The organism is Hoskinsella mucinilytica (assembly GCF_045223415.1).
Taxonomy (GTDB): domain Bacteria; phylum Bacillota_I; class Bacilli_A; order Erysipelotrichales; family Erysipelotrichaceae; genus Hoskinsella; species Hoskinsella mucinilytica.
This window is the reverse complement of sequence record NZ_JBEQZJ010000009.1, coordinates 53,086-74,798: the sequence shown is the minus strand read 5'-3', so window position 1 is coordinate 74,798 and position 21,713 is coordinate 53,086. Positions and strand designations below refer to the sequence as shown.

The 21,713-nt window shown below is 35.0% G+C and carries 14 protein-coding genes; all 14 read right to left on the bottom strand.

Going from position 1 to position 21,713, the window contains the following annotated elements; all coding sequences use genetic code 11:
- Nucleotides 1-341: 341 nt before the first annotated feature.
- The 14 genes from glgA to UGRO018_RS04575 all read right to left on the bottom strand — a co-directional run bounded on the left by glgA (nucleotide 342) and on the right by UGRO018_RS04575 (nucleotide 21,319).
- Nucleotides 342-1,781, bottom strand: a complete 1,440-nt coding sequence (gene glgA / locus UGRO018_RS04640) for a glycogen synthase GlgA (protein WP_416325286.1) — start codon at nucleotides 1,779-1,781, stop codon at nucleotides 342-344.
- Nucleotides 1,781-2,890, bottom strand: coding sequence for a glucose-1-phosphate adenylyltransferase subunit GlgD (gene glgD, locus UGRO018_RS04635; protein ID WP_416325285.1), 1,110 nt, complete (start codon nucleotides 2,888-2,890; stop codon nucleotides 1,781-1,783). The genes glgA and glgD overlap by 1 nt, the downstream gene beginning before the upstream one ends.
- A gap of 2 nt (nucleotides 2,891-2,892) precedes the next feature.
- The gene (locus tag UGRO018_RS04630) at nucleotides 2,893-4,029 is read right to left on the bottom strand and encodes a glucose-1-phosphate adenylyltransferase (protein ID WP_416325284.1); all 1,137 of its coding nucleotides are present in this window, start codon (nucleotides 4,027-4,029) and stop codon (nucleotides 2,893-2,895) included.
- Between the two features lie 282 nt (nucleotides 4,030-4,311).
- Nucleotides 4,312-5,067, bottom strand: coding sequence for an ABC transporter ATP-binding protein (locus tag UGRO018_RS04625; RefSeq protein WP_416325283.1), 756 nt, complete (start codon nucleotides 5,065-5,067; stop codon nucleotides 4,312-4,314).
- A complete protein-coding gene (locus UGRO018_RS04620) occupies nucleotides 5,060-5,926 on the bottom strand; it encodes an ABC transporter permease (protein WP_416325282.1) in 867 nt (288 codons plus the stop codon). Before UGRO018_RS04620 ends, UGRO018_RS04625 begins: the two co-directional genes overlap by 8 nt.
- A 23-nt stretch (nucleotides 5,927-5,949) precedes the next feature.
- On the bottom strand, nucleotides 5,950-6,945 hold the full coding sequence (locus tag UGRO018_RS04615) for an ABC transporter substrate-binding protein (protein ID WP_416325281.1): 996 nt from the start codon (nucleotides 6,943-6,945) through the stop codon (nucleotides 5,950-5,952).
- A gap of 492 nt (nucleotides 6,946-7,437) precedes the next feature.
- The gene (locus UGRO018_RS04610; RefSeq protein WP_416325280.1) at nucleotides 7,438-8,127 is read right to left on the bottom strand and encodes a nitroreductase family protein; all 690 of its coding nucleotides are present in this window, start codon (nucleotides 8,125-8,127) and stop codon (nucleotides 7,438-7,440) included.
- A 17-nt stretch (nucleotides 8,128-8,144) separates the two neighbouring features.
- Nucleotides 8,145-8,513 carry an ArsR/SmtB family transcription factor gene (locus tag UGRO018_RS04605; RefSeq protein ID WP_416325279.1) on the bottom strand — a complete coding sequence of 123 codons (369 nt, stop codon included), beginning with the start codon at nucleotides 8,511-8,513 and terminating at the stop codon, nucleotides 8,145-8,147.
- Between the two features lie 123 nt (nucleotides 8,514-8,636).
- Complete coding sequence (locus tag UGRO018_RS04600) at nucleotides 8,637-9,626, bottom strand: DUF4003 family protein (protein WP_416325278.1); 990 nt, start codon at nucleotides 9,624-9,626, stop codon at nucleotides 8,637-8,639.
- A gap of 12 nt (nucleotides 9,627-9,638) precedes the next feature.
- Nucleotides 9,639-10,115 carry a 23S rRNA (pseudouridine(1915)-N(3))-methyltransferase RlmH gene (gene rlmH, locus UGRO018_RS04595; RefSeq protein ID WP_416325277.1) on the bottom strand — a complete coding sequence of 159 codons (477 nt, stop codon included), beginning with the start codon at nucleotides 10,113-10,115 and terminating at the stop codon, nucleotides 9,639-9,641.
- Between the two features lie 76 nt (nucleotides 10,116-10,191).
- On the bottom strand, nucleotides 10,192-10,701 hold the full coding sequence (locus UGRO018_RS04590; RefSeq protein ID WP_416325276.1) for an HD domain-containing protein: 510 nt from the start codon (nucleotides 10,699-10,701) through the stop codon (nucleotides 10,192-10,194).
- A 62-nt stretch (nucleotides 10,702-10,763) separates the two neighbouring features.
- Nucleotides 10,764-12,185, bottom strand: a complete 1,422-nt coding sequence (locus UGRO018_RS04585; RefSeq protein ID WP_416325275.1) for a hypothetical protein — start codon at nucleotides 12,183-12,185, stop codon at nucleotides 10,764-10,766.
- Nucleotides 12,186-12,387: 202 nt separating this feature from the next.
- Nucleotides 12,388-13,311 (bottom strand): hypothetical protein, encoded by a 924-nt coding sequence (locus UGRO018_RS04580; protein WP_416325274.1) that lies wholly within the window; start codon nucleotides 13,309-13,311, stop codon nucleotides 12,388-12,390.
- 139 nt (nucleotides 13,312-13,450) lie between these two features.
- On the bottom strand, nucleotides 13,451-21,319 hold the full coding sequence (locus UGRO018_RS04575) for a hypothetical protein (protein ID WP_416325273.1): 7,869 nt from the start codon (nucleotides 21,317-21,319) through the stop codon (nucleotides 13,451-13,453).
- Nucleotides 21,320-21,713 lie beyond the last annotated feature (394 nt).

The window sequence follows — 21,713 nt, the reverse complement described above, 5'->3', positions numbered from 1 at the left end:
TAAAGCCAAATGATTCCCATTAATATCAAGCACAAACCAAGCTAATACTGCACCTATAATAAGTACAGAGTAATCATATGATATTATCTTTAAAACCATATTCTCATTCGATTGCTAATTATTAGTAATTCATAAGATGATACATCTAATTCTTCCTAATATACTATTTTGACAAGACTAGATTGATTCATCAATACGAAGTTTTTAAAATTCTTCTCATTTTGGATTTTTTAATGTTATCCAACAATTTATTGAATCCTTTAATAATGCAATTGTATATCCACATACCCTTGAGAACTCCTTTTTTATGAGAAAAGACAGGTTTCCCTGTCTTTTTGTTGTTATGGATGTAATTGTGCGTATAACTGACAATATGTGTCAGCACTATGATCCCAGCTAACATCGGTATCCATTGCATTGCGCACCAATGTCTTCCAATCCTCTGGACGATCATAATAAACGTTTGCGGCATTGTACATTACCTGAATCAATTCATCTGAATTGTAGTTGGTAAAGCTGAATCCATTTCCAGTTTTATCAAATTCATTGTAAGGTGTTACAGTATCCTTTAATCCTCCGGTTTCACGAACAAGAGGTAAAGTGCCGTAACGCATACTGATCAACTGTGAAATACCACATGGTTCAAACAAGGATGGCATTAAGAATAAATCACATGCAGCATAGATACGATGTGCCAAAGCATCATTATATCCATTATAGAATGCAATCTTTCCACGATTACCATTTTCCAATTGTCCCATTTTTTCTTCTATGCTTGCTTCTCCATTTCCTAAAACCGCAAGCTGAATAGGCATAGCACAAATTTCAGAAAGCTTTTCCATCATCAAATAGAATCCCTTCTGCCATGTTAATCGAGAAACAACGCCGACTAACATGACATCTGGATCTACTGTAAGACCTAACTCTTTTTGTAATGCTTCTTTATTCAATGCTTTCGCTTTTTTTACATTTACTTTGTTGAAGTGATAAGGAATCTGTGGATCTGTTTTTGGATTCCATGATTCGATATCAATTCCGTTTGTAATACCCCATAAATCATATTTACGGATATTCAAAACCATTTCCAAATGTTCTCCGTATTGTGGAGTTAAGATTTCCTGAGAATACGTTGGTGATACAGTAGTTACTTTATCTGCATATAAAATACCGGATTTCATAAAGCTGATACCACCATCATAACGAACATTACCATTGTCATAAATACGATAATCTAAGCCTAGACAACTATCTAGCATTTCTGCACCGAAGTTACCTTGATAAGCAAGATTATGAATCGTATATACATGGCGAATGTTACGATAACGTTCATCAAAACTATGACCTTCCTTACACATAGCAGGAATCATTCCTGTGTGCCAGTCATGACTATGCATGATTTCCGGGAAGTAGTTCAGTTGATTCAACATTTCAATAACAGCTTTCTGGAAATAGGCAAAACGTTCACCATCATCCATATAGCCATATAGGTTATCTCTTTCAAAATAGCCCTTGTGTTCTACAAAATAGAATTTAACATCCTTTACCATCGTACTCCAGATATTTACTGGAACCTCATGATAAGCAATGGATACGCTATATTGTGCTTCTAACTGAAAGTCGTTGTGATATTTCTCAGCGATCTTACGGTATAATGGAAGAACGACACGCACCTCATGACCTTTGTTGGACAAAGCCTGTGGTAAAGAACCAATTACATCTGCCAGACCTCCACTCTTGATAAAAGGAAGGCCTTCGGATGCTACCATTAATATTCTTGCCATTATATTTTATCATTCCTTTTCACGTACATTGGCTTGTCAATCTGTGCAAGAATTTCTTTCTTGCGCATAATGCGAGCCTGTTTATCAATTACAACATTTTCTACACGGACATCCTCACCGACGATAGCACCAGGTAGAATGACACTGTTCTTAACAACAGCACCTTTTTTGATGACACAGCCACGTCCGATAACGGAGTTACTTACATCACCTTCAATCAAACAGCCGTTGGATACCATGCTCTGTTTTACCTCTACATCACTGTAATACTGGGTAGGACAGGAATCATTGGTACGTGTATAAATTGGCCAGTCTGGTCGAAACAGCTCCATTGCCTTATCATAGTCCAATAGATCCATGTTTGCGTTGAAATAGCTACGGAAATCGTTGATACATGCTACAAAGCCACGATGTGCAACACCACGAATATCTAATTCACTACATTCATCGTTTACGATATCTCTGAACCAATATAAGGAGCTGACATTTGCTGCCTTCTTTACAAGGTCCATAAACAAGTCTTTACTTAACACATAAGTTTCCAAAGAAACTGTTCTTGATTTATAATTACCTCGGTTCTTTTCAATAGAAAGAACACCTTTTTGTCGATTTAAATTTAATACATCACAATTGATGAAGGATTCCTTTGCGTTATCAATATTCTGATAAAGAATCGTGATATCCGCACCGCTTTCAACATGGTTATCCAGCAAATCACTGAAATCCTGACGATAAATCATGTGTGGTGGCGCAATAATAACATATGGATAATTGACATCTTCTATAGCCATCATATTGTTCATAAAAGAATTGATATCATTGCCATATAGTTCATTACCACTCAATGCAGGAAGGATATGAAGCTTTCCACGCTTTGAGTTGATGTTATAATGACGTCCTGTACCTAAATGCTCAATCAGACTTCTAGGATTTGATTTTACAAACACCTTGATATGATTGACACCACTGTTGCTCATATTGCTTAATGGAAAATCCACCAAACGATATCTTCCCAAAAAGCTAAACGCTGATAATGGGCGATAATCCTGCATACCTTTGACAAATACGTCAGGTCCTTCATAGTTTACAATTCCAAATGCGTTGCACATAACTATTCACCCCTCACTCTCTTGCTGATCAATTCAATGTGTTCACTGTTAGGATCTCCTACAACAGCTCCGGCATCTACCTTTACACCTTCAGCAATGATGGCACGGTTGATCACTGCACCTTCACCAATCTCTACATCAGGCATCAAAACAGAGTCATTAATGACTGCGCCTTTTGCTACTTCAACATTGGTAAACAGCACTGAATTGTTGACTTCACCATTGATCATACAGCCCTGATTGATATAAGCATTATCAACCTTTGCATCCGGACCAATATAGTGAGGAATCGTTGCAACATCTTCTGTATAGATTTTCCAGTTAGGATCGTTCAAATCAAGTTCATTGTTCTTTCCTAACAAATCCATATTTGCTTCCCATAAGGAATCCACGGTTCCTACATCCTTCCAATAACCTTTGAATTTGTAAGCAAACAAACGTTTACCACCATCCAACATAGCTGGGATGATATCTTTACCAAAGTCATGGTTACTTTCAGGGTCATCCATATCTGCAACAAGCATTTTTCTTAGCTGTTTCCAGTTAAAGATGTAGATACCCATAGAAGCTAGATTACTCTTAGGATGCTCTGGTTTCTCTTCAAACTCAACAATGCGTCCGGTTTCATCCGTATTCATAATTCCGAAACGGCTTGCCTCTTTCATCGGCACAGGTAGAACGGCAATCGTTGCGTCTGCATCACAAGCTTTGTGATGAGAAAGCATCTTAGCATAATCCATTTTGTAGATATGATCTCCTGACAGAATCAATACATATTCTGGATTGTGACTGTCAATGAAATCGATATTTTGTGAAATTGCATCTGCGGTACCACGGTAAACATCGAATGCGGCTCCATCTTTTTCACGAGGAGGCAATACGTATACTCCACTGTCTTTTGCATCTAAACCCCAACGCTGTCCAGCTGCTGCATAAGAGTTCAGCAATACAGATTCATATTGCGTTAGAACACCGACAACGTTGATATTGGAGTTAGCACAATTGCTTAGTGGAAAATCGATAATTCGATATTTCCCTCCATAGTACACTGCAGGTTTTGCAATTTTTTTGGTCAAGGCATATAGACGAGTCCCTCGACCTCCGGCCAAAATCATGGCCAACATGTTGTTTTGTCTCACAGTAAATCCCCCCTTAGGAATTTTTATCTATATTACTAGTATAATAACTTTTGACACAAATTTCCAGCCTTTTTTATATATTATTCAACTTTTTGTATGCGTTTTCAAATTTTAGGCTATTTTGTGTCATTTAAGCAAAAACACGCAGAAAAGTCAAGCTAAAATTTCATCTTTTTTTATGAAAAATTAGTTGAAAATATTTCCCGCATGTTCAGTATATTATCATAAAATCTGAGATATTCCTTGTCTTTTCCTTTTGGTAAATACTGTAAAAGTACAAAATCATACAAAATCATACATTTCCAACAGATTTTCTATGGTTGTATTCTTACGCTCTTCACCCTCTAAAACTTTTACAATCTTCCCTTCATTCAGAATGATCGTCTTGTTTCCATACTCCAAGGCCTGACGCATATTGTGTGTAATCATCAATGTCGTGATTTGATGTTCTTTGACGATTTTATCTGTGATATCCATGACTTGTTTTGCTGTTTTAGGGTCAAGGGCTGCCGTATGTTCATCTAATAATAGCAGTTTTGGTGTTACGATCGTTGCCATTAAAAGCGTAAGCGCTTGACGCTGTCCGCCTGACAATAAACCGACATTGGTCGTAATGCGATCTTCCAGACCCAAGCCAAGCTCTTTCAGCTTTTCGATAAAAAACGCACGATCCCCTTTCTTGATAGCTCTACTTAACGTTGTTCGTTTCCCACGACTATATGCCAAACCTAAATTTTCTTCTATTGTCATATTCGGTGCAGTCCCTTTTAAAGGATCTTGAAATAATCTACCGATTTTCTTAGCTCTTTTATATTCAGGATATCTTGTGATATCCTCTCCATCCAAAACGATCTTTCCACTATCACAATCCAGTGAACCACTGATTGCATTTAGCAGTGTACTTTTACCTGCACCATTGGTGCCTAATACGCTAATAAAATCCCCTTTTTCTATATGAAATGATACATCATCCAAAGCTACTTTTTCATTGATGGTACCGGGATAAAACGTCAAACTTAAATGTGTTAGATCAAGCATGATACTTCCTCCTTTTCATCAATTGAGGCAAAGAAATAGCCAATGCAACAAGAATTGCACTTACCAATTTCATATCGGTACTGGCGATACCAAGCTTTAAGGCAATGGTCAGAATAAAACGATAGACAATTGCACCAATGATCACAGCAAGAAAGTGAAACAACAACGTTTTCTTTCGAAAGAACGCTTCTCCAACAATGATACTGGCTAATCCTACCACCATCATACCGATTCCTGAGGTAACATCTGAGAAATTCTGATATTGTGCAAAAATGCCTCCACCAAGCGCCACGATAGCATTTGCCAAAGCAATTCCCATGACCTTCATACTATCAGAATTGATAGAAGATGCACGTACCATAGCTTCATTATCACCGGTTGCACGAAGACTCATACCAAGCTGAGTTTTCAAAAATGCATATAATAAGACCACTAGAATAACCAAGATCAACAAAATCAATATTCCTTTATAATAAGGTCCAAAACCTTCAAAAGCTGTATATATGGTCGTTAACCCAAAAGTTGAGATGATCGGTTTTCCAGACATGATCTTTAAGTTGATAGAATAAAGAGCAGTCATGGTTAAGATACCTGCCAATAAGGGTTGAATCTTACCTTTGGTTTGAAGGAATCCTGTTACAACTCCGGCAAGACCTCCACACACAAAAGCCATCATCAAACCGATCCATGGATGACCTGCGACACAAAACACCACACTGGCTGCACAACCAGTTGTAAAACTTCCATCAATTGTCAGATCCGGTATGTTTAAGACTCTGAAAGAAATGAATACACCAAAGGACATAATGGCAAAAATCATTCCCAGAATCACAGCATCCATGATGATATCTATACTCATAACTGCTCAATCCTTTCTATCTTCTATTCTTCAATCAAAATAAATTTTTTATCATTTTTTACTTCATCAGGTAATTCGATTCCCAAAGCTTCCATTGTTTTTTTATTTACATACGTACTTAAATCCGTATTAAATACCTTAACTGGAATGTTTTCTACTTTTTCACCCTTTAGAATTTGATCCACCATCTTTGCTGTTTCATGTCCCAAATCCGTATAACTAATACCAACAGTCGCAAATCCACCGTCTTTTACCATAGAATCCGCCCCTGTATATACTGGAATCTTTTTCTTATTCGCTGTTTCCACAAGCGGTGCCATACTGCTTGCTACAGTATTATCATTTGGCGCAAAGATTGCATCAGCTTCATCACATAAAACAGAAATCGCAGTTTGTAATTCTGATACATTGGTACCACTTTTTTCAATTAACTCTAGTCCATGTTCTTTACAATATTTTTTGGCTTTTTCCAGGTTTGTTACTGAATTAGCTTCTCCTGGATTATAAAGGAAGCCAAGTTTTTTCATTTCAGGATCAATTTTTTGAGCCAATTCAATGATCTTATCTACTTGAACCTCATCACTTGTACCGGTAATGTTTTTATCCGGTTTGTTCATATCCGTTAATAGATTAGCACCAATGGGATCTGACACTGCTGAGAATACAATTGGAATATCTTTACTGTAGTTTGCCGCAACCGTAGCTGTCGGTGTTGCAATAGCAACGATCACATCGGATTTATTTCCGGCAAAAACGGACATGATAGAGTTTGCTGTAGTAGCATCATTTCCCGCATCTTTAAAATCATAACGGATATTTTCTCCTTCTTTATATCCCAGTGTTTCCATTTCTTCTTTAAAAGAATCTCTGATTTCATTTAAGCTGGTATGCTCAACGATCTGTGCTACTGAGACCAAAGGCATCTCTTTTTCTTTACTTTCTTTAGAATCGCTTCCACATCCTGCCATTACACTTGCACACATCATGCATGCCATCGCCGTTTTCATTAATTTTTTCATTTTCTATTTCTCCTTTTTTCTATTTCATTGTGTTGTTGATATTGATTGTTATTTGGCCGAAGCCATCGCCATTCTCCTGTGTATAACACAATGATCACCTCCCTTATATAAAAAAAGCACCCGTCCAAAAGTCAATCGACTTCAGGACAGATGCTGTATATCTTCATCTGCGGTACCACCTGATTTGGTGTTTTTCTTTTTATAAAACACCCTCTCATTCAAAATGCCTTCACATTTCTAGCCCTGTAACGTCGGCAAACGTCTTAGATACTCAGCCATGATGCTTTTCCCTTTGCCCTCCAGAGTCCATTTGCCAGCCTGCATTACTATCATGATTCCACCATCCATGACTCTCTATCAGCGCACAACTGTGTTATCTCTCTGTCTTTGGTTTCTTTTAATTTACACCGTTTTCTTTCTCTTGTCAACACTTTATGAAAATTTATTAAAATAATTTCTGAAACATATTTCAAAAAACAGCTAACCAAATGCTTAAGATTTCCATTTCCACCCTTGATTGCCTGCGCCAAGTTCAAAATGCAATTTCGCAATGCCGAGATCTATTTTTGAATAAGGTCCCTTGAAAGCTTTTGCTTCCACTGCATTTCCACTTAACATAAATAAAAATTTTTGTTGATTCAAAGCGGTAGGAGCCAATTGCACACATTCCATTCCCTTTTGAAACCATGATGGCATTGGTTCATCCACCTTACATAACTCCTCTAACGCTTTAGTTTTATGTGGCATTCCATTGTTAGTGCCATAACCAAAAGCGATGATACAAACGAGTTTTTCGTCTTTATCTATATGACATGTTGTTTTCCCTTTGCGATACGTAGAAGCAATCCAACAGGTAGAAAGACCCATCATTGTCATCTGTAGACAAAGCAGTTCTCCATAATATCCACACAACTCTTCCAATTGCTTATGTTTTTTGCCGATCAAAGCAATATAATTATTCGCATTTTGAAAATGTCCATAATGTGCTAACAGTCCCCTTATGGCATTAGACTCATTACTACATAATTGAATATGCAAACCACTTTTTTGATTACAGACATCAATATGCTGTTGTATATGTTGTAACCATTGATCATCAACTTTATCTGTTCGATAACTTCTCACAGAATGTCGCATCACCATAGCTTCTAATAAATCCTTATCATTTATGCCATTCATCATAGAATGTGTTCTCCTTTCTATTCTTCCTTCTGTATACAATTTATCCTCGAGGTATTCAGTGTTGATACTATCATTTCCATATGATGTAATAAATTTATCAATTCGATCCATGCATCTGCAATACCATTGATATGATAAAAATTCTTCGTTCCTACCTTGTACATATCTATGATACCTACTTCTCTCAACACCTTTAGATGATGAGAAACAGCGGGTCTAGAAAGATTGGTAAGCTTTGTAAGTTCCATCACTCTAAGACCTTCGTAATGTTGTAAAAGCGCTATGATGATCAATTGTCTATTTTCATCTCCCATTGCTACAAAGGTTGTTCGACAATTCGCAAATTCCTTTGATAATACATTCATTCTTTCAATTACTTCGCTCATAATTTTCCTCCAATCTTTGTCATGAATATCAATCATTATACACGATATTTTAAAGTTTGACCGATTGAGAAAGAAAATCAAGACAAAAGAAAAAAGCGCAAGATCACAGCGCTTATCATAGAGTTATGATGATGAATTAGATGCAGATGATGCCGCACTGGCTGCTGCAATAGATGCACACATTGCGGCTTGTTGAGCTAAGATAATAGATAAAACCCCATTCATTGCGGCCGTTTGGAATGTCACAATAGTAGCAGTATAATCCATACTTACTAGCATTGCGGCATACATAAGTCTTTGCTTTGCGCCTATACCAAAAAAGCCAAAACCTTTCACATTTTTCAACACATCATCTACTTCACCAATTTCCTTCACAAGAATTTCAATATCCCCATCAAGTAATGCAAATACACCTAAAGTTGCTAATTCATAATTTTTCCCATATGTATGTCCATTTGCCTTTAGTCGATCATAAAGCTGTACCACACGTTGACATTTTAAAGATACTTCCGCATCTGATAAGGCAAGAATATGGCTTAGCGCTTGTATCGCATTACCAGAAGAAAACACATTTTTTAATATACGATAACTTTGCTCCATATCCTCAAGTAATTCGTTGTTTTCTCGATTGCTCATCGCAAGTAAAGCCGCAAAGGTTGCATCTTCCTTAGATGTAAGAAAAGGATGTTCCTTTTTCATCGCATCATATAGTATTCTGGTGCGTTGAATCATTTCATCATATTGTTCAGGTTCTAAAAGCTCTGCCATGATATCTGCGATAATGACCATAAACTCACTTCTACCGAACGTTGATCTTAGTTCTTCATATAGCGTTAATAACTGATTCATAGATAATTCCATACTGTCTGACATAGAAAGCATGGTAACGATCATCATCTTTGCTGTACCTCTGAAATTAGAGAAAACTCCCGTTTTTTCTTTTAGAAGTGCCAGTGCTTCTTTCATTTTATCAAGATCCGCAAGTCTATCTCTTGATGTCCAGATGTTTGCACATAATGGATACATATAGGCACTTTCCCAATGGTATTCACTCTTTATTCTATCTCTGTTTTGCACAAACAATGCAACACGTTGTTGTAGTTCTGATCTCATATATGTCCTCCCTTATTTATGATAAGGATTATGATGATTGATCATATAGCCTCGATAAATTTGTTCCAAAACTAGCACTCTGGTCATTTGATGGGTAAAAGTCAGATCACTTAGCTTCCAGCGATAATTTGCTCGCTTAACAACTGCTTTCCCTGGGCCAAGGCTTCCTGCAATTACAAAGGTGATGGTTGAACTTTGATAAGTCTGAATGGCTTCTAACTTGTTCGCAAAGGTAACACTGTCAATCATCTCACCCCATAGATCAAGCAATATCACGTATTCTCCATCCTTGATTTTTTGTAGTAACTTTTCGCCTTCTTTATCCTTAACCATTTCATTTTCTGCATCACTGTTGGTCTGTGGTGCTACTTCATCTGCAACTTCAATGATTTCCAATTTTGTAAAAGGACGTAAACGTTTTTCATATTCTTCAATTTGCATTCGCAATGCTTTTTCCTTTAATTTACCTACTGCAACTATTTTAATCATATCTTCACCTTTTCTGTTATTGTCTATATTTTACACAAAAGATAGCAGAATGAAAAGAAAAAGAGCAGACGCTCTTTCAAAAATTCAATAATTGCATCGGTCTTAATACCCATGGTTTCTTCAACATCCGAAAAATGCGATATGCAATCAATACCTCGATCATACTGGAAAAGGTATCCACCACATTTACCAACCATGCTTCTCTACAAGTTGGCGGGATGATGGTAAGTGGCCACATATGCTTTCTGATGATTTCTGTTTCTGTTTTATTTAAACTCATATCTCGTTTTGCATTTTCATAAGCAAATCTTGCATGACGAAACCCATGCCATTTATGCCATGACTGTTTTTCATGCCAGTCATATAGAAAATAATCATGCAATAATGCACCGGTAATTAAGCTTTTGGCATCACTATGCAAATGTAATTTACGATCTATCGCATAACTGTAATATGCCACAAGAATGCTATGAGTAAGTGTAGATATATCACCATGTTGTATATAGGCATTCATATCCGATAGAGAAGTATTCTCTATCAATTCATTCAATATGTCATTTAGAAATTGAAGTTCTTCTTTTCTCATGTTCTCACCGTGTATGTTATATCACAGTATCATTCACTTGAAAAGATATGTGCTTAATTTTTCTATTTTTTCTTCTTTTTCCCTAATAAAGCAATTGCCGCAATGGATAACATTCCACATACTGCAACCGGTCCTTTCATCACTTTACCATCACTTTTTCCATTCTTATAAGAGATTGACTGATCAGCACCGATTCCTCCATGAGTAATGGTAGTTTTATGTAAAATTTTTGCTTGCTCTATCTGTTTCTGCATCGCTTTTTCCATAGATTTTACCTCCTCTTGTGTTGGTATCGTTTCTTCAAGAGGCGTATTCATTTCTTTTTGTTTCATCGTTTGTTTTTGGGAATACGATTGTAGAAAATCCATCACGTTTTTCTGAAACGCTTTCGCTTGATTTAAAAACACATCAAAATCACGTCCACAATGACGCATCAATATTCTATTGACAGCTTCTTGTTCTTCTGGATTCATCTCTTCCCAAGCTTGTTCTCCTGCTAATATCTGAGCATAATTTTCTGTAGTAACCTCAGTCCATATCTCACCCGTAGCATTTCCAACATAGCATTGAACAAATGCTTTAAACATACGCTCAAATTCCCTTGCGTCCATGATTTGATCTTCATAGATCTTAACATCTTCCGCTTGTAAGATTTCATCTATTAAGATTCTTTGGTCCTTAGATAATTTCTTCCAATAGTTCCATCCGGATAGTAATTGCTCATAATTATGAATGGTAACCTCTTGATACAAGGTTCCATCCTTTTCGGAAAGATACACTTTCACAAAGGATTTGCTTGTTCGATCAAGCATCAGTGCCATATTCAATAATTGATCAAAATCAAGTTGTTCCCATACCTGATTGATACCATCTTTCACTTTTGGTGATAAGCCTTGCCAATCCTGTTGTGCAGCAAGAATGTTACGATAGTTTTGTGAATCCACCATATCATATACTACACCATTTTTATCACAAACATAGGTCTGAAGAAATTGCTCAATCGCATTTTTCAAATCCTCTGCATCCTTCGAAAGCTCCTCAAAACCTTTTCCACAATAGGAGATAAGTACAGCATTGATAATTTTTTTTAAATCCATTGGCAAAATAGACCATTCTCTTTTTCCAGATAAAATCTGTTCATAATGCTGTGCATCTACTTCAAAGGTGGAATACGATTCAAAATCAATCAAATAAGTTTGGATAAAATCATCTGTTTTCATTTTTAGTACTAGCGCTGATGAAAGTAGCTCATCGTAACTTTTTCCTTCACCTGCCAATAAAATACCATTAATGATCAGCTTTTGATCATCAGTGATTTGATTCCATTGCTCCTTGCCTGCAAGTATTTGCATAAAATTATCCGCATGGACTTCATGGTAGGGATGCCCATGCGAATCTTTGGCATAGGCTCGTACAAAATCTACCTGCTGATTTAAAGAATTTGTGGCTGTTGTCAATTTACTGAATGGACGTTTCTTACCCATATCGTCACCTTGCTTTCTCTTTCTTTTTAAGTGGTCTATACCATTATATTTGTAATAAAAAGTGAATGCAAGCGTTTTCTTCTATTCTTGTATTTAAATTACATTTCTTATTTCATATTCATCTCATAACTTTTTTTTCATCTTTTGTTTATCATATTTTAATCACAAAAAAACCGTATAATTACAGTTTCTTTCATTGATCTTATACAGATATCCTTGATGACATTTCATATTCTAATACTTTAGCATCATCCAACATATCTTCATATATTTTCCTTTCCTTCATGAGCAAAAATTGATTGATGATATCCCTTTGATTTGCAGTCATACGTTTCCATATCGTTCTCCCTTGTAAAATCTGATGATAATTTGCATTTGTCACAGTTTCATATAATTCATGTTCTTCATCCATTATATAGGCTTGAATAAACTGTTTTGTAGATTCTAACAGCATTTTGGATCCATTCAGCAATTGTTCATAAGTAGGCTGTTTCAGTTTTCTATCAATGGCCTCTTGTATCAAAGAATTCTTTTTCAGCCAAATTGGTTCTGCAGAAAGAATGGCTTTATAATTATCACAGTCTACTTTTATAAATTGTTCTCCCTTTATGTCCAAAAGATACTGATGAATGAATGTATCCACTTCCTTTTTCACATGTAAGGCCCTCTCATATAGTAAAGGAAAAGATTCCCCTTGACGATAAATCAACATGGTATGAATTGCTGTTCTTTCTTCTGAAGAAAATTCATTCCATGTATATACACCTTCTATGATCTTATCATAGTTTCTTGAAGTTACTAAATATACTTCTTGTATTTCATCATAAACAAATTGTTTTAAAAAACATTCCACTTTCTCTTTCATTTTATATGCTTCTTTCAACAATAGATCGTAGTCCTTACAGTTCTGTGTAATAGCCAATCCATGTATCATATCTTTATATTGAAAAGAAAAGTTATGCCATAGAGTTTCTCCAGTTAAAATCTGTATATAATTTTTTGCCGTGGCTTTCTCAAATGCTTGGCCATGTTTATCTTTCATATAGCTATTCACAAAACTCACAGAGTTCGTCATTTGATTGGTTACATCTTTTAATAACTTGTTAAAGGATTCTCTTGATTCCATATCGTTCACTGCTTTCTGAATTCAGTTGTCACTTTTACATCACATTGTATGCCTTTATTATATATTCATGACTTTCACTGTGCAACTAGAAAATGACGAGAAAAAAAGAAAGCTAAGAGTTTCATAGCTTTCTTTCTGATTATTTATTTATTTTTCTTTTTCTCATACAAGCAATTCCCATAGCAAGTAAAGAGATAATACCTAATCCAACTATAGATTTTGTATTTGTGCTATCCCCTGTTTTTACTTCCTTGGTCGTTGATTGTATAACAGTTCCCTTGTTATCTTGTACAGAGCCATGTGTTATTGTTGTTTCATGTCTAACCGTAACATTATCTTTATCATCTACCGGTGTTTCAGGTACTGTAGGTTCTACTGGATCCGTTGGTTCCACTGGTACTTCTGGTTCGACTGGTACTTCTGGTTCTACTGGATCTGTTGGTTTCACTGGTACTTCTGGTTCTACTGGATCTGTTGGCTCAATTGGCTGTTCTAATTCAGCCTTGATAGCCTTTGCTTGATTGTATAAAATCTCATAAGTAGCGCAATCATGTTTATTCAAAAGTTCATTTACTGCATCCCTATCATTCTGTTCATGCTGATTCCAGTTATCAATACCGGAAAGGATTTGTTCATAATTTTCTATTGAAGCCTCTTTATACCATACACCATGACCATCAGATGTATAAGCGTTTACGAATTTCATAGCAGTTGCTTCTAAGTCTTTTGCATCCTTTAATAAAACTTCATAACCTTTATGTTCTGTTAAATTAGCATTAATCATCTCTTGCTGACCTGGGAGCATTTGATTCCATGATGTTTCACCATCAAGTATCTTCATGAAATTTGAACCAATAACCTCAGAATAAGTGTTACCTCTTTCATCTTTTAAATAATTATTTAAAAATTCCATTGCGGCTTTTGTCTGATTCAATAATGTTTCATAAACGATACCATCATTTTCCACAGTAGTTTTAGAATTGATAGCAAGTTGAACTTCATCATCTAGATTATTCCAAATCACTTCTGCATCAAGAATCATCTGATAATTATCCTTATCAGCGGCTTTCATATAAACTTCATTGATTTGCATATTTTCATGGATAAAGGTACTTACTTTACCAAAGAATTGGTTTGCATCTGATAATAAATCTGTATAGGTAGTTTTTGACTGCAATTTCACAGCAGCATCAATGGCATCTTGCACATCTTTATCAAAGCTAGTCCATTGAGAATTACCTTGTAACAGCATTTGATAATTTGCTGCAGTCACTTTGCTTACTACGCCATTTTCATCTGTGACATAATCATTTATAAATGCTTGAATTTGTTTACCAAATACCTCTGCATGTTCACATAACGTATCATAATCCAAACTTTCATTTCCATTTAGTATGTGATTAATGATATCTTTTTGATCATCATTCATAGCTGCCCAGCTTTGTTTTCCACTAAGAATCTGCATACTGTTTTTCAATGTTGCATCCTTGAATATCTCATTTGTTTCCTGATCTGTGATATGATCCTTTACAAATTTTTCTGTGGTATCCTTCAGTTCTGATGCATCCTGAAGCAACGTATCAAAGGACTTCTTCATCATGCTGTTTGCGACTGTTTTTTCATCTTTTGTAAGCTTATTCCATGCAGTTTCTCCATCCAAAATCAGTTCATAGTTGTCTTTGTTTACTTTTTCTATTGCTTGATATGGTTTCACAAATTGAGTTGCATGTTCTTTTAAAATGATTGCGGCTTCCTTTAATGTTTCAAAAGATACTCCGTTTTCATAGCTCATCAATAGCTCATTTACTGCCAATCGTTGGACATCGCTAAGTGCAGACCAATCTTTTGTTCCTGATAAAATCTTAGCGAAATTATCTGCTGTAATTGTGGTATATGGTGTGCCTGTTTCATCTGTAACATATGCTGGTACAAATTCATTTATTGCTTTTTCAATAGAAGTCGCTTCTTCTTTGAAATTCTGATAAGTTTTCTTTGTATCTTTGATCAAATCATTTACGATGATCTTTTGTGCTTGATCAAAGGCATCCCATTGTTCGCTACCGGATAAGATCGTCTTATAGTTTGCAAATTCAGCACTTTGATAATGTCCTTGATCATCACTCAAATAGTTCTTTACAAACTCTTCCGTACTTTCTTTTAAGTTCAAAGCTTGATATAACATCGCTTCATAAGATGTAGTAGCAATGCGCTTGTTAACAACTTTTTGTACTTCTTTATCTAAGTTTTCCCATGCATCTTGCCCTGATAGAATGTGTTTAAAGGTCGTTTGATCAATTGATTTAATTTCTTTGCCATCCATCTTCAAATATTGTTCAAAGAAAGTATCTGCCTTTTCTTGTAATGCTTCTGCTGAAGATAATAAGTTGGTAAAGGTAGTATCTGCTTTTGTCATGATGACAGCATCAATGACATCTTGCATGTCTTTATCAAAGCTAGTCCATTGAGAATTGCCTTGTAACAGCATTTGATAATTTGCTGCTGTCACTTTGCTTACTACGCCATTTTCATCTGTGACATAATCATTTATAAATGCTTGAATTTGTTTACCAAATACCTCTGCATGTTCACATAACGTATCATAATCCAAACTTTCATTTCCATTTAGTATGTGATTAATGATATCTTTTTGATCATCATTCATAGCTGTCCAGCTTTGTTTTCCGCTAAGAATCTGCATACTGTTTTTCAATGTTGCATCCTTGAATATCTCATTTGTTTCCTGATCTGTGATATGATCCTTTACAAATTTTTCTGTGGTATCCTTCAGTTCTGATGCATCCTGAAGCAATGTCTCAAAGGACTTCTTCATCATACTATTTGCGACTGTTTTCTCATCTTTTGTAAGCTTATTCCATGCAATTTCTCCATCCAAAATCAGTTCATAGTTGTCTTTGTTTACTTTTTCTATTGCTTGATATGGTGTCACAAATTGAGTTGCATGTTCTTTTAAAATGGTTGCGGCTTCCTTTAATGTTTCAAAAGATACTCCGTTTTCATAGCTCATCAATAGCTCATTTACTGCCAATCGTTGGACATCGCTAAGTGCAGACCAATCTTTTGTTCCTGATAAAATCTTAGCGAAATTATCTGCTGTAATTGTGGTATATGGTGTGCCTGTTTCATCTGTAACATATGCTGGTACAAATTCATTTATTGCTTTTTCAATAGAAGTCGCTTCTTCTTTGAAATTCTGATAAGTTTTCTTTGTATCTTTGATCAAATCATTTACGACGATCTTTTGTGCTTCATCAAAGGCATCCCATTGTTCGCTACCAGATAAGATCGTCTTATAGTTTGCAAATTCAGCACTTTGATAATGTCCTTGATCATCACTCAAATAGTTCTTTACAAACTCTTCCGTACTTTCTTTTAAGTTCAGAGCTTGATATAACATCGCTTCATAAGATGTAGTAGCAATGCGCTTGTTAACAACTTTTTGTACTTCTTTATCTAAGTTTTCCCATGCATCTTGCCCTGATAGAATGTGTTTAAAGGTCGTTTGATCAATTGATTTGATTTCTTCGCCATCCATCTTCAAATATTGTTCAAAGAAAGTATCTGCCTTTTCTTGTAATGCTTCTGCTGAAGATAATAAGTTGGTAAAGGTAGTATCTGCTTTTGTCATGATGACAGCATCAATGGCTTCTTGATAATCGCTTCCGATTTGTTCCCATTGCTGTTTACCTAACAGTATTGATTTACAGTTATCAGCTGTTACTGCTGCATAAACTGCATTATCTTGATCTGCCGCAAACTCACGAATAAATGTATTGATTTTCTTCTCTATCTGCTGAGCATCAGAAACTAGATTTGCATAATCTTTTTGTATAATCTCTTTTACTTCATTAGTGATAACATACTGCTGTAATTCATCCATCTTAGAGAAATTTTGATACCCTAAGTTGATGATTGCATAGTTTTTAACAGTTGCTGTTTCAAATACAAAGGTATCAGTGAATATTTTTGCGGTATCCATCAATGAAGTTGCTTCTTGTAAAAGGATATCAAAGTTTTTACCACCTTTTGCATTCAAACTCTTATTTACGGCTTTCTGTTCTTCTGAAGATAGGGCTGACCATGCATCTTTTGCAGATAAAACTGTTTTATAATTGTCTTTCGTGATTGCTTTATCCGCATTTTTATGATGTTCGTTCATGAAATCTTGCACATGTTGTTCAAATGCATGAGCATCAGATAATAACTTTGTAAAAGATAAGTCATTTTTCTCAGTAAGGATTTCATCAACAGTACTTTGACCTTCTTTACCTAACCCATTCCAAGCTACTAAGGATGAAGTAATATGCTCATAATTATCTGCTGTAGGTTCTTTGATATAGTTCCCAGCATCATCCATTGCATATTTCTTTATAAAGTTATTTACACGTTGAGCAAGATCCTTTGTATCTTCAATAAGTTGTTCATATGGCTTACTTCCGGCTTGTATCAATAATTCATCAATGATATCTTGCTGGTCGCTGCTCATTTTTTCCCAAGTTGTATAACCACTGATTATTTGAGTCTGATTTGCTTTTGTTACATTCTTATAAACAACGCCATCTGCTCCGGTAATATAATTCTTTACAAATGCCGCAGAACCATCTTTTAATTCATGGGCTTGTGATAATAATACTTGATAAGCAGTAGGAAGCTCTTGATTTACAGCCTTTTTGCATTCATCAGATAAAGCATTCCATGCAGGCTCCCCTTCAAGAATATAGATATACGTATCTTTATTTGCTTTCTTTAATTTCTTATTTCCACCATGACCATCGATAAACACTTTTACGTTATCTTTCATTTCTTGAGCCACTGTGAATAACGCTGTGTATTGAGTCAATTCATCGATTTGGTTTCTTTGCGTTTCGGTTAAGGATTTCCATTCAAAAGGATATTCATTCCCTGAAAGAATCTGCTTATAATTTCCGGCAGTCACAGCAATAAAATAATTTCCTTCATCATCTGAAATATACTTTTTGATAAAACCATAAACTTTTTCCCATGAACATGCTGTCTTATATAATGCATCATAACTTACAGTTTTTAATTTTGCATTAACAGCAGCTCTTTCATCAGTATTCAACTCATTATAAGCAGTTTTTCCATTTATTATGGAAATATAGTTCTTTTGTGTTACTTCTTTGATAATTCCATTCTCATCTGTAAGATATTCCTCTACAAACTTCTGAATTTTTGTTTGATAATTTACTGCAGATTGATACAACTTTTCATAAGATTTCTTTTGAAATAAATCTAAGACTGCTTTTGTTGTCGCATCAAATGTATCCCATGTAGTCTTACTTTCAATTACTTTCTCATAATTATCAAAGCGTATCGTTTCGATCCAAGAATTATTTTTCATAAGATATTTATTAGCGAAATCTTCTAAAACACCTATGATCTGATCTGCTTCCTTAATCAACCCCTTGAATGTTGTTCCTTTTTTGGCAACATCTAATTGTTGGTCGATATCATCTTGGCTTTCCTTAGAAAGCTTTTCCCACTCTTCTTCTCCCTCTTTCAGATTCAAAATGGTATGTTCATCTACAAACGTTACAAGCTTATCTTCATAAGTTAGATATTGTTTGATAAATTCCTGTTCCTTTTTCAAATCGTTTTGATAACTTATTGCTTTATCATAAAGTTCATAATATGATACGCCACTTTCTTTTGCCATGATCTCATTGATTTCATCTTTTTCATAATAACTATAGTTATTCCAAACTTTATGTGCATTTAATATCTGTTGATAGTTATCTCCATTCACCGTTTTAAATAAAGCATTTTGATCATCCACCAAATATGGATTGATAAATTCTTCAAAATAGCCTTGATATTTTACTGCTGTTTTGATCACATCATCAATATAATCATAACGACTTTCAATAGCTTCCTTTAATACATCAGAAGCATTTTCCCAGTCTTCTTCGGCAGATGCAACTTTCTTATAATTGAATCTGTCTATATCTTTGATGAATGCTCCATTTTCTTTCATATAAGTATCTAAAAATAAATCAGCTTGTTTATCAATATTCTTTGCTTCATCTAATAATGATTCATAGGTGATATTACCAGCAGTTTTCAACTTTTTGTTCAAATAATTTTGTTGTTTGGATGATAACTTCAACCAAGCTGCTTCACCTTTCACGATTCCTTCTATGTTTTTCTGAGTAACAGATGTTACCAGATTTCTATCTTCTGTTAAATAATTAGCTATAAAATCATCAACCACAACCTTTATACCGTTTGCTTCTTCATATAACGCATCATAAGTTGTATTTGTTTTTCCATTTAAATTGACATTTATCGCAGCTAATAATTGATAAGAATTTGAAGAACCGTAATCCTTGAAAGCGTTTTTGCTTTCTGCAGTTTTCTTTGCGGAAAGGATGGTATCAACATTATCTCCAGTTACGTTTGAGAATGCTCCGTTTTCATCACTAAAATAAGTTTTAATGAAGTTATCAGAAGCCTCTTCATAATAATGTGCAGCGACCATTAATTCAGAATAACTTCTTACATTAGATATTTGCATCATATTTAATAGTGAGTCTATTTCTTCTTTTACTTTATAATGCAATCCTTCCCAATCTTTTTCCGCATCATCTAAGATTATTTGATATCTACGTCCGATATTGTATTTTTTACCTAACGTAGTATCTGAATCTTCTTCTTTTCCTACATATTTTGCTAAAAATGCATCTCTTTCTGCATCAACTTTAGATGTTGCCTCTTTGTATAATTCTTCATAGGTTAACTTAGACCCGGCTGCTTTCAATATCTGATCGATTTCTTGTTTTTCATCACTTGATAATCGATAATCATAAGCGTCAAGAATAAAGCCTAAGGTTTCATTATTTACTTCTGTTATGATGTTACCATTTACTGTATAATGGCTATCCACAAAATCCTTTGCATCTTTATAGTTTGTCACATATTTTGTAAGATCGAAAACTCCACCTTTGTAATTATCGTAATGATTTGCTTCATGATATTCATACCCATTGGCACTTCTTGCTTCTATCATGTATGTTGTATCCGTATCAACAGCACATTGAAAAAATCCATTTTCATCAGTTATAAATTCATACACAGCATCCTCTTTATTCCAAGACTTCAATGTTACGGTAACTGGAAGATCATTACTGAGAATCTGTCCTTCGATTAAGACCTGAGTATAAGTATAAGTATCTTCACTGTCATTATCAGGAGCTCCGATCAGTTTTGTTTTAACGTAATATAACGAATCCGATTTTAATCCCACAAAAGGATTATTTGCTTCTATCTCGCTTTTCGTATACCATTTTATTTCAGTTGGTTTGTTAGGGTTATCCACTGTATGGTATAAAATAGCATAACATTGATTATCCTGTAGATTGCTTAAAAGGATTTCATTTAGAGTTGTTTTAATCTTAGGTTGAACAATACTGGAAGCCGCATAACTCATCATGCTTGTTGGCTGAATCATTGTTTGTTCTGCAATAGCTTCACTTGGTTCTTCCTTTTGTGGTTCTGTATAGGTGTTTTCACTAAGAACTGCTTGTAACTTCACAAGATCATACACGGTATCAGTATCGATACTGTCCCCATAAAGATATAGTTTTGTATTCAAATAATCTGAAATTTCTTCAGCTGTTTTACCTTCAACATTTAATTTTGCTATTGCGATATGTGCATCGCTATTCTCATTGATCAAAGTAAAACCTTCCACATCTTCTAGCGTTTTGAATTCCAATTGAAGGGCTCCTGTAAGTTCATAATCGGATGTTGTCAAGGAAATCGTTCCACTGTATTTTCCATCTCCATTGACATTCACATTCCATGAGCGAAAACCTTTCCCGTCATTCAATAAAATTTGATAATCTGTGGTACTAATACCAAAATCACTTGCTGCATGAATTGCTGCTGTCGGGCTTACCATACCCATTGCCATCAAAATAGACATTGTTGATACGATTGATTTTTGTCCATAATTTCTCTTTTTTTTCATACATCACACCTAGTCATGATTCAGATAATGGATCTCTAAAATCATAAACTACCTTTCTTCTTCATCTTTCTTTCGTGTCATATTCACGCTTTCGTTCATTCGCCTTTACATATAAAACAAATAAACAAACCTCATAAAGTTAAAAAAATTACACCTATTTCACCATTAGGTAGGCTACTAAACAGCAAGAATATCACCCTTTTTTAACATGGTTTTTTAGCATAGTTTTTACTTGTTTATCATCTGTTGTTCTTCTTTTTGTCTTATCGTAAAGAAGATGAATACCTAGTATAGTGGTCTATACCATGTGGTCTGTACCAATATATCACTTTGTCTTTTTTTCTGCAAGCGTTTTCCGAAAAGTTTCTTATCTTTCTATTTTTTTCATTTCATA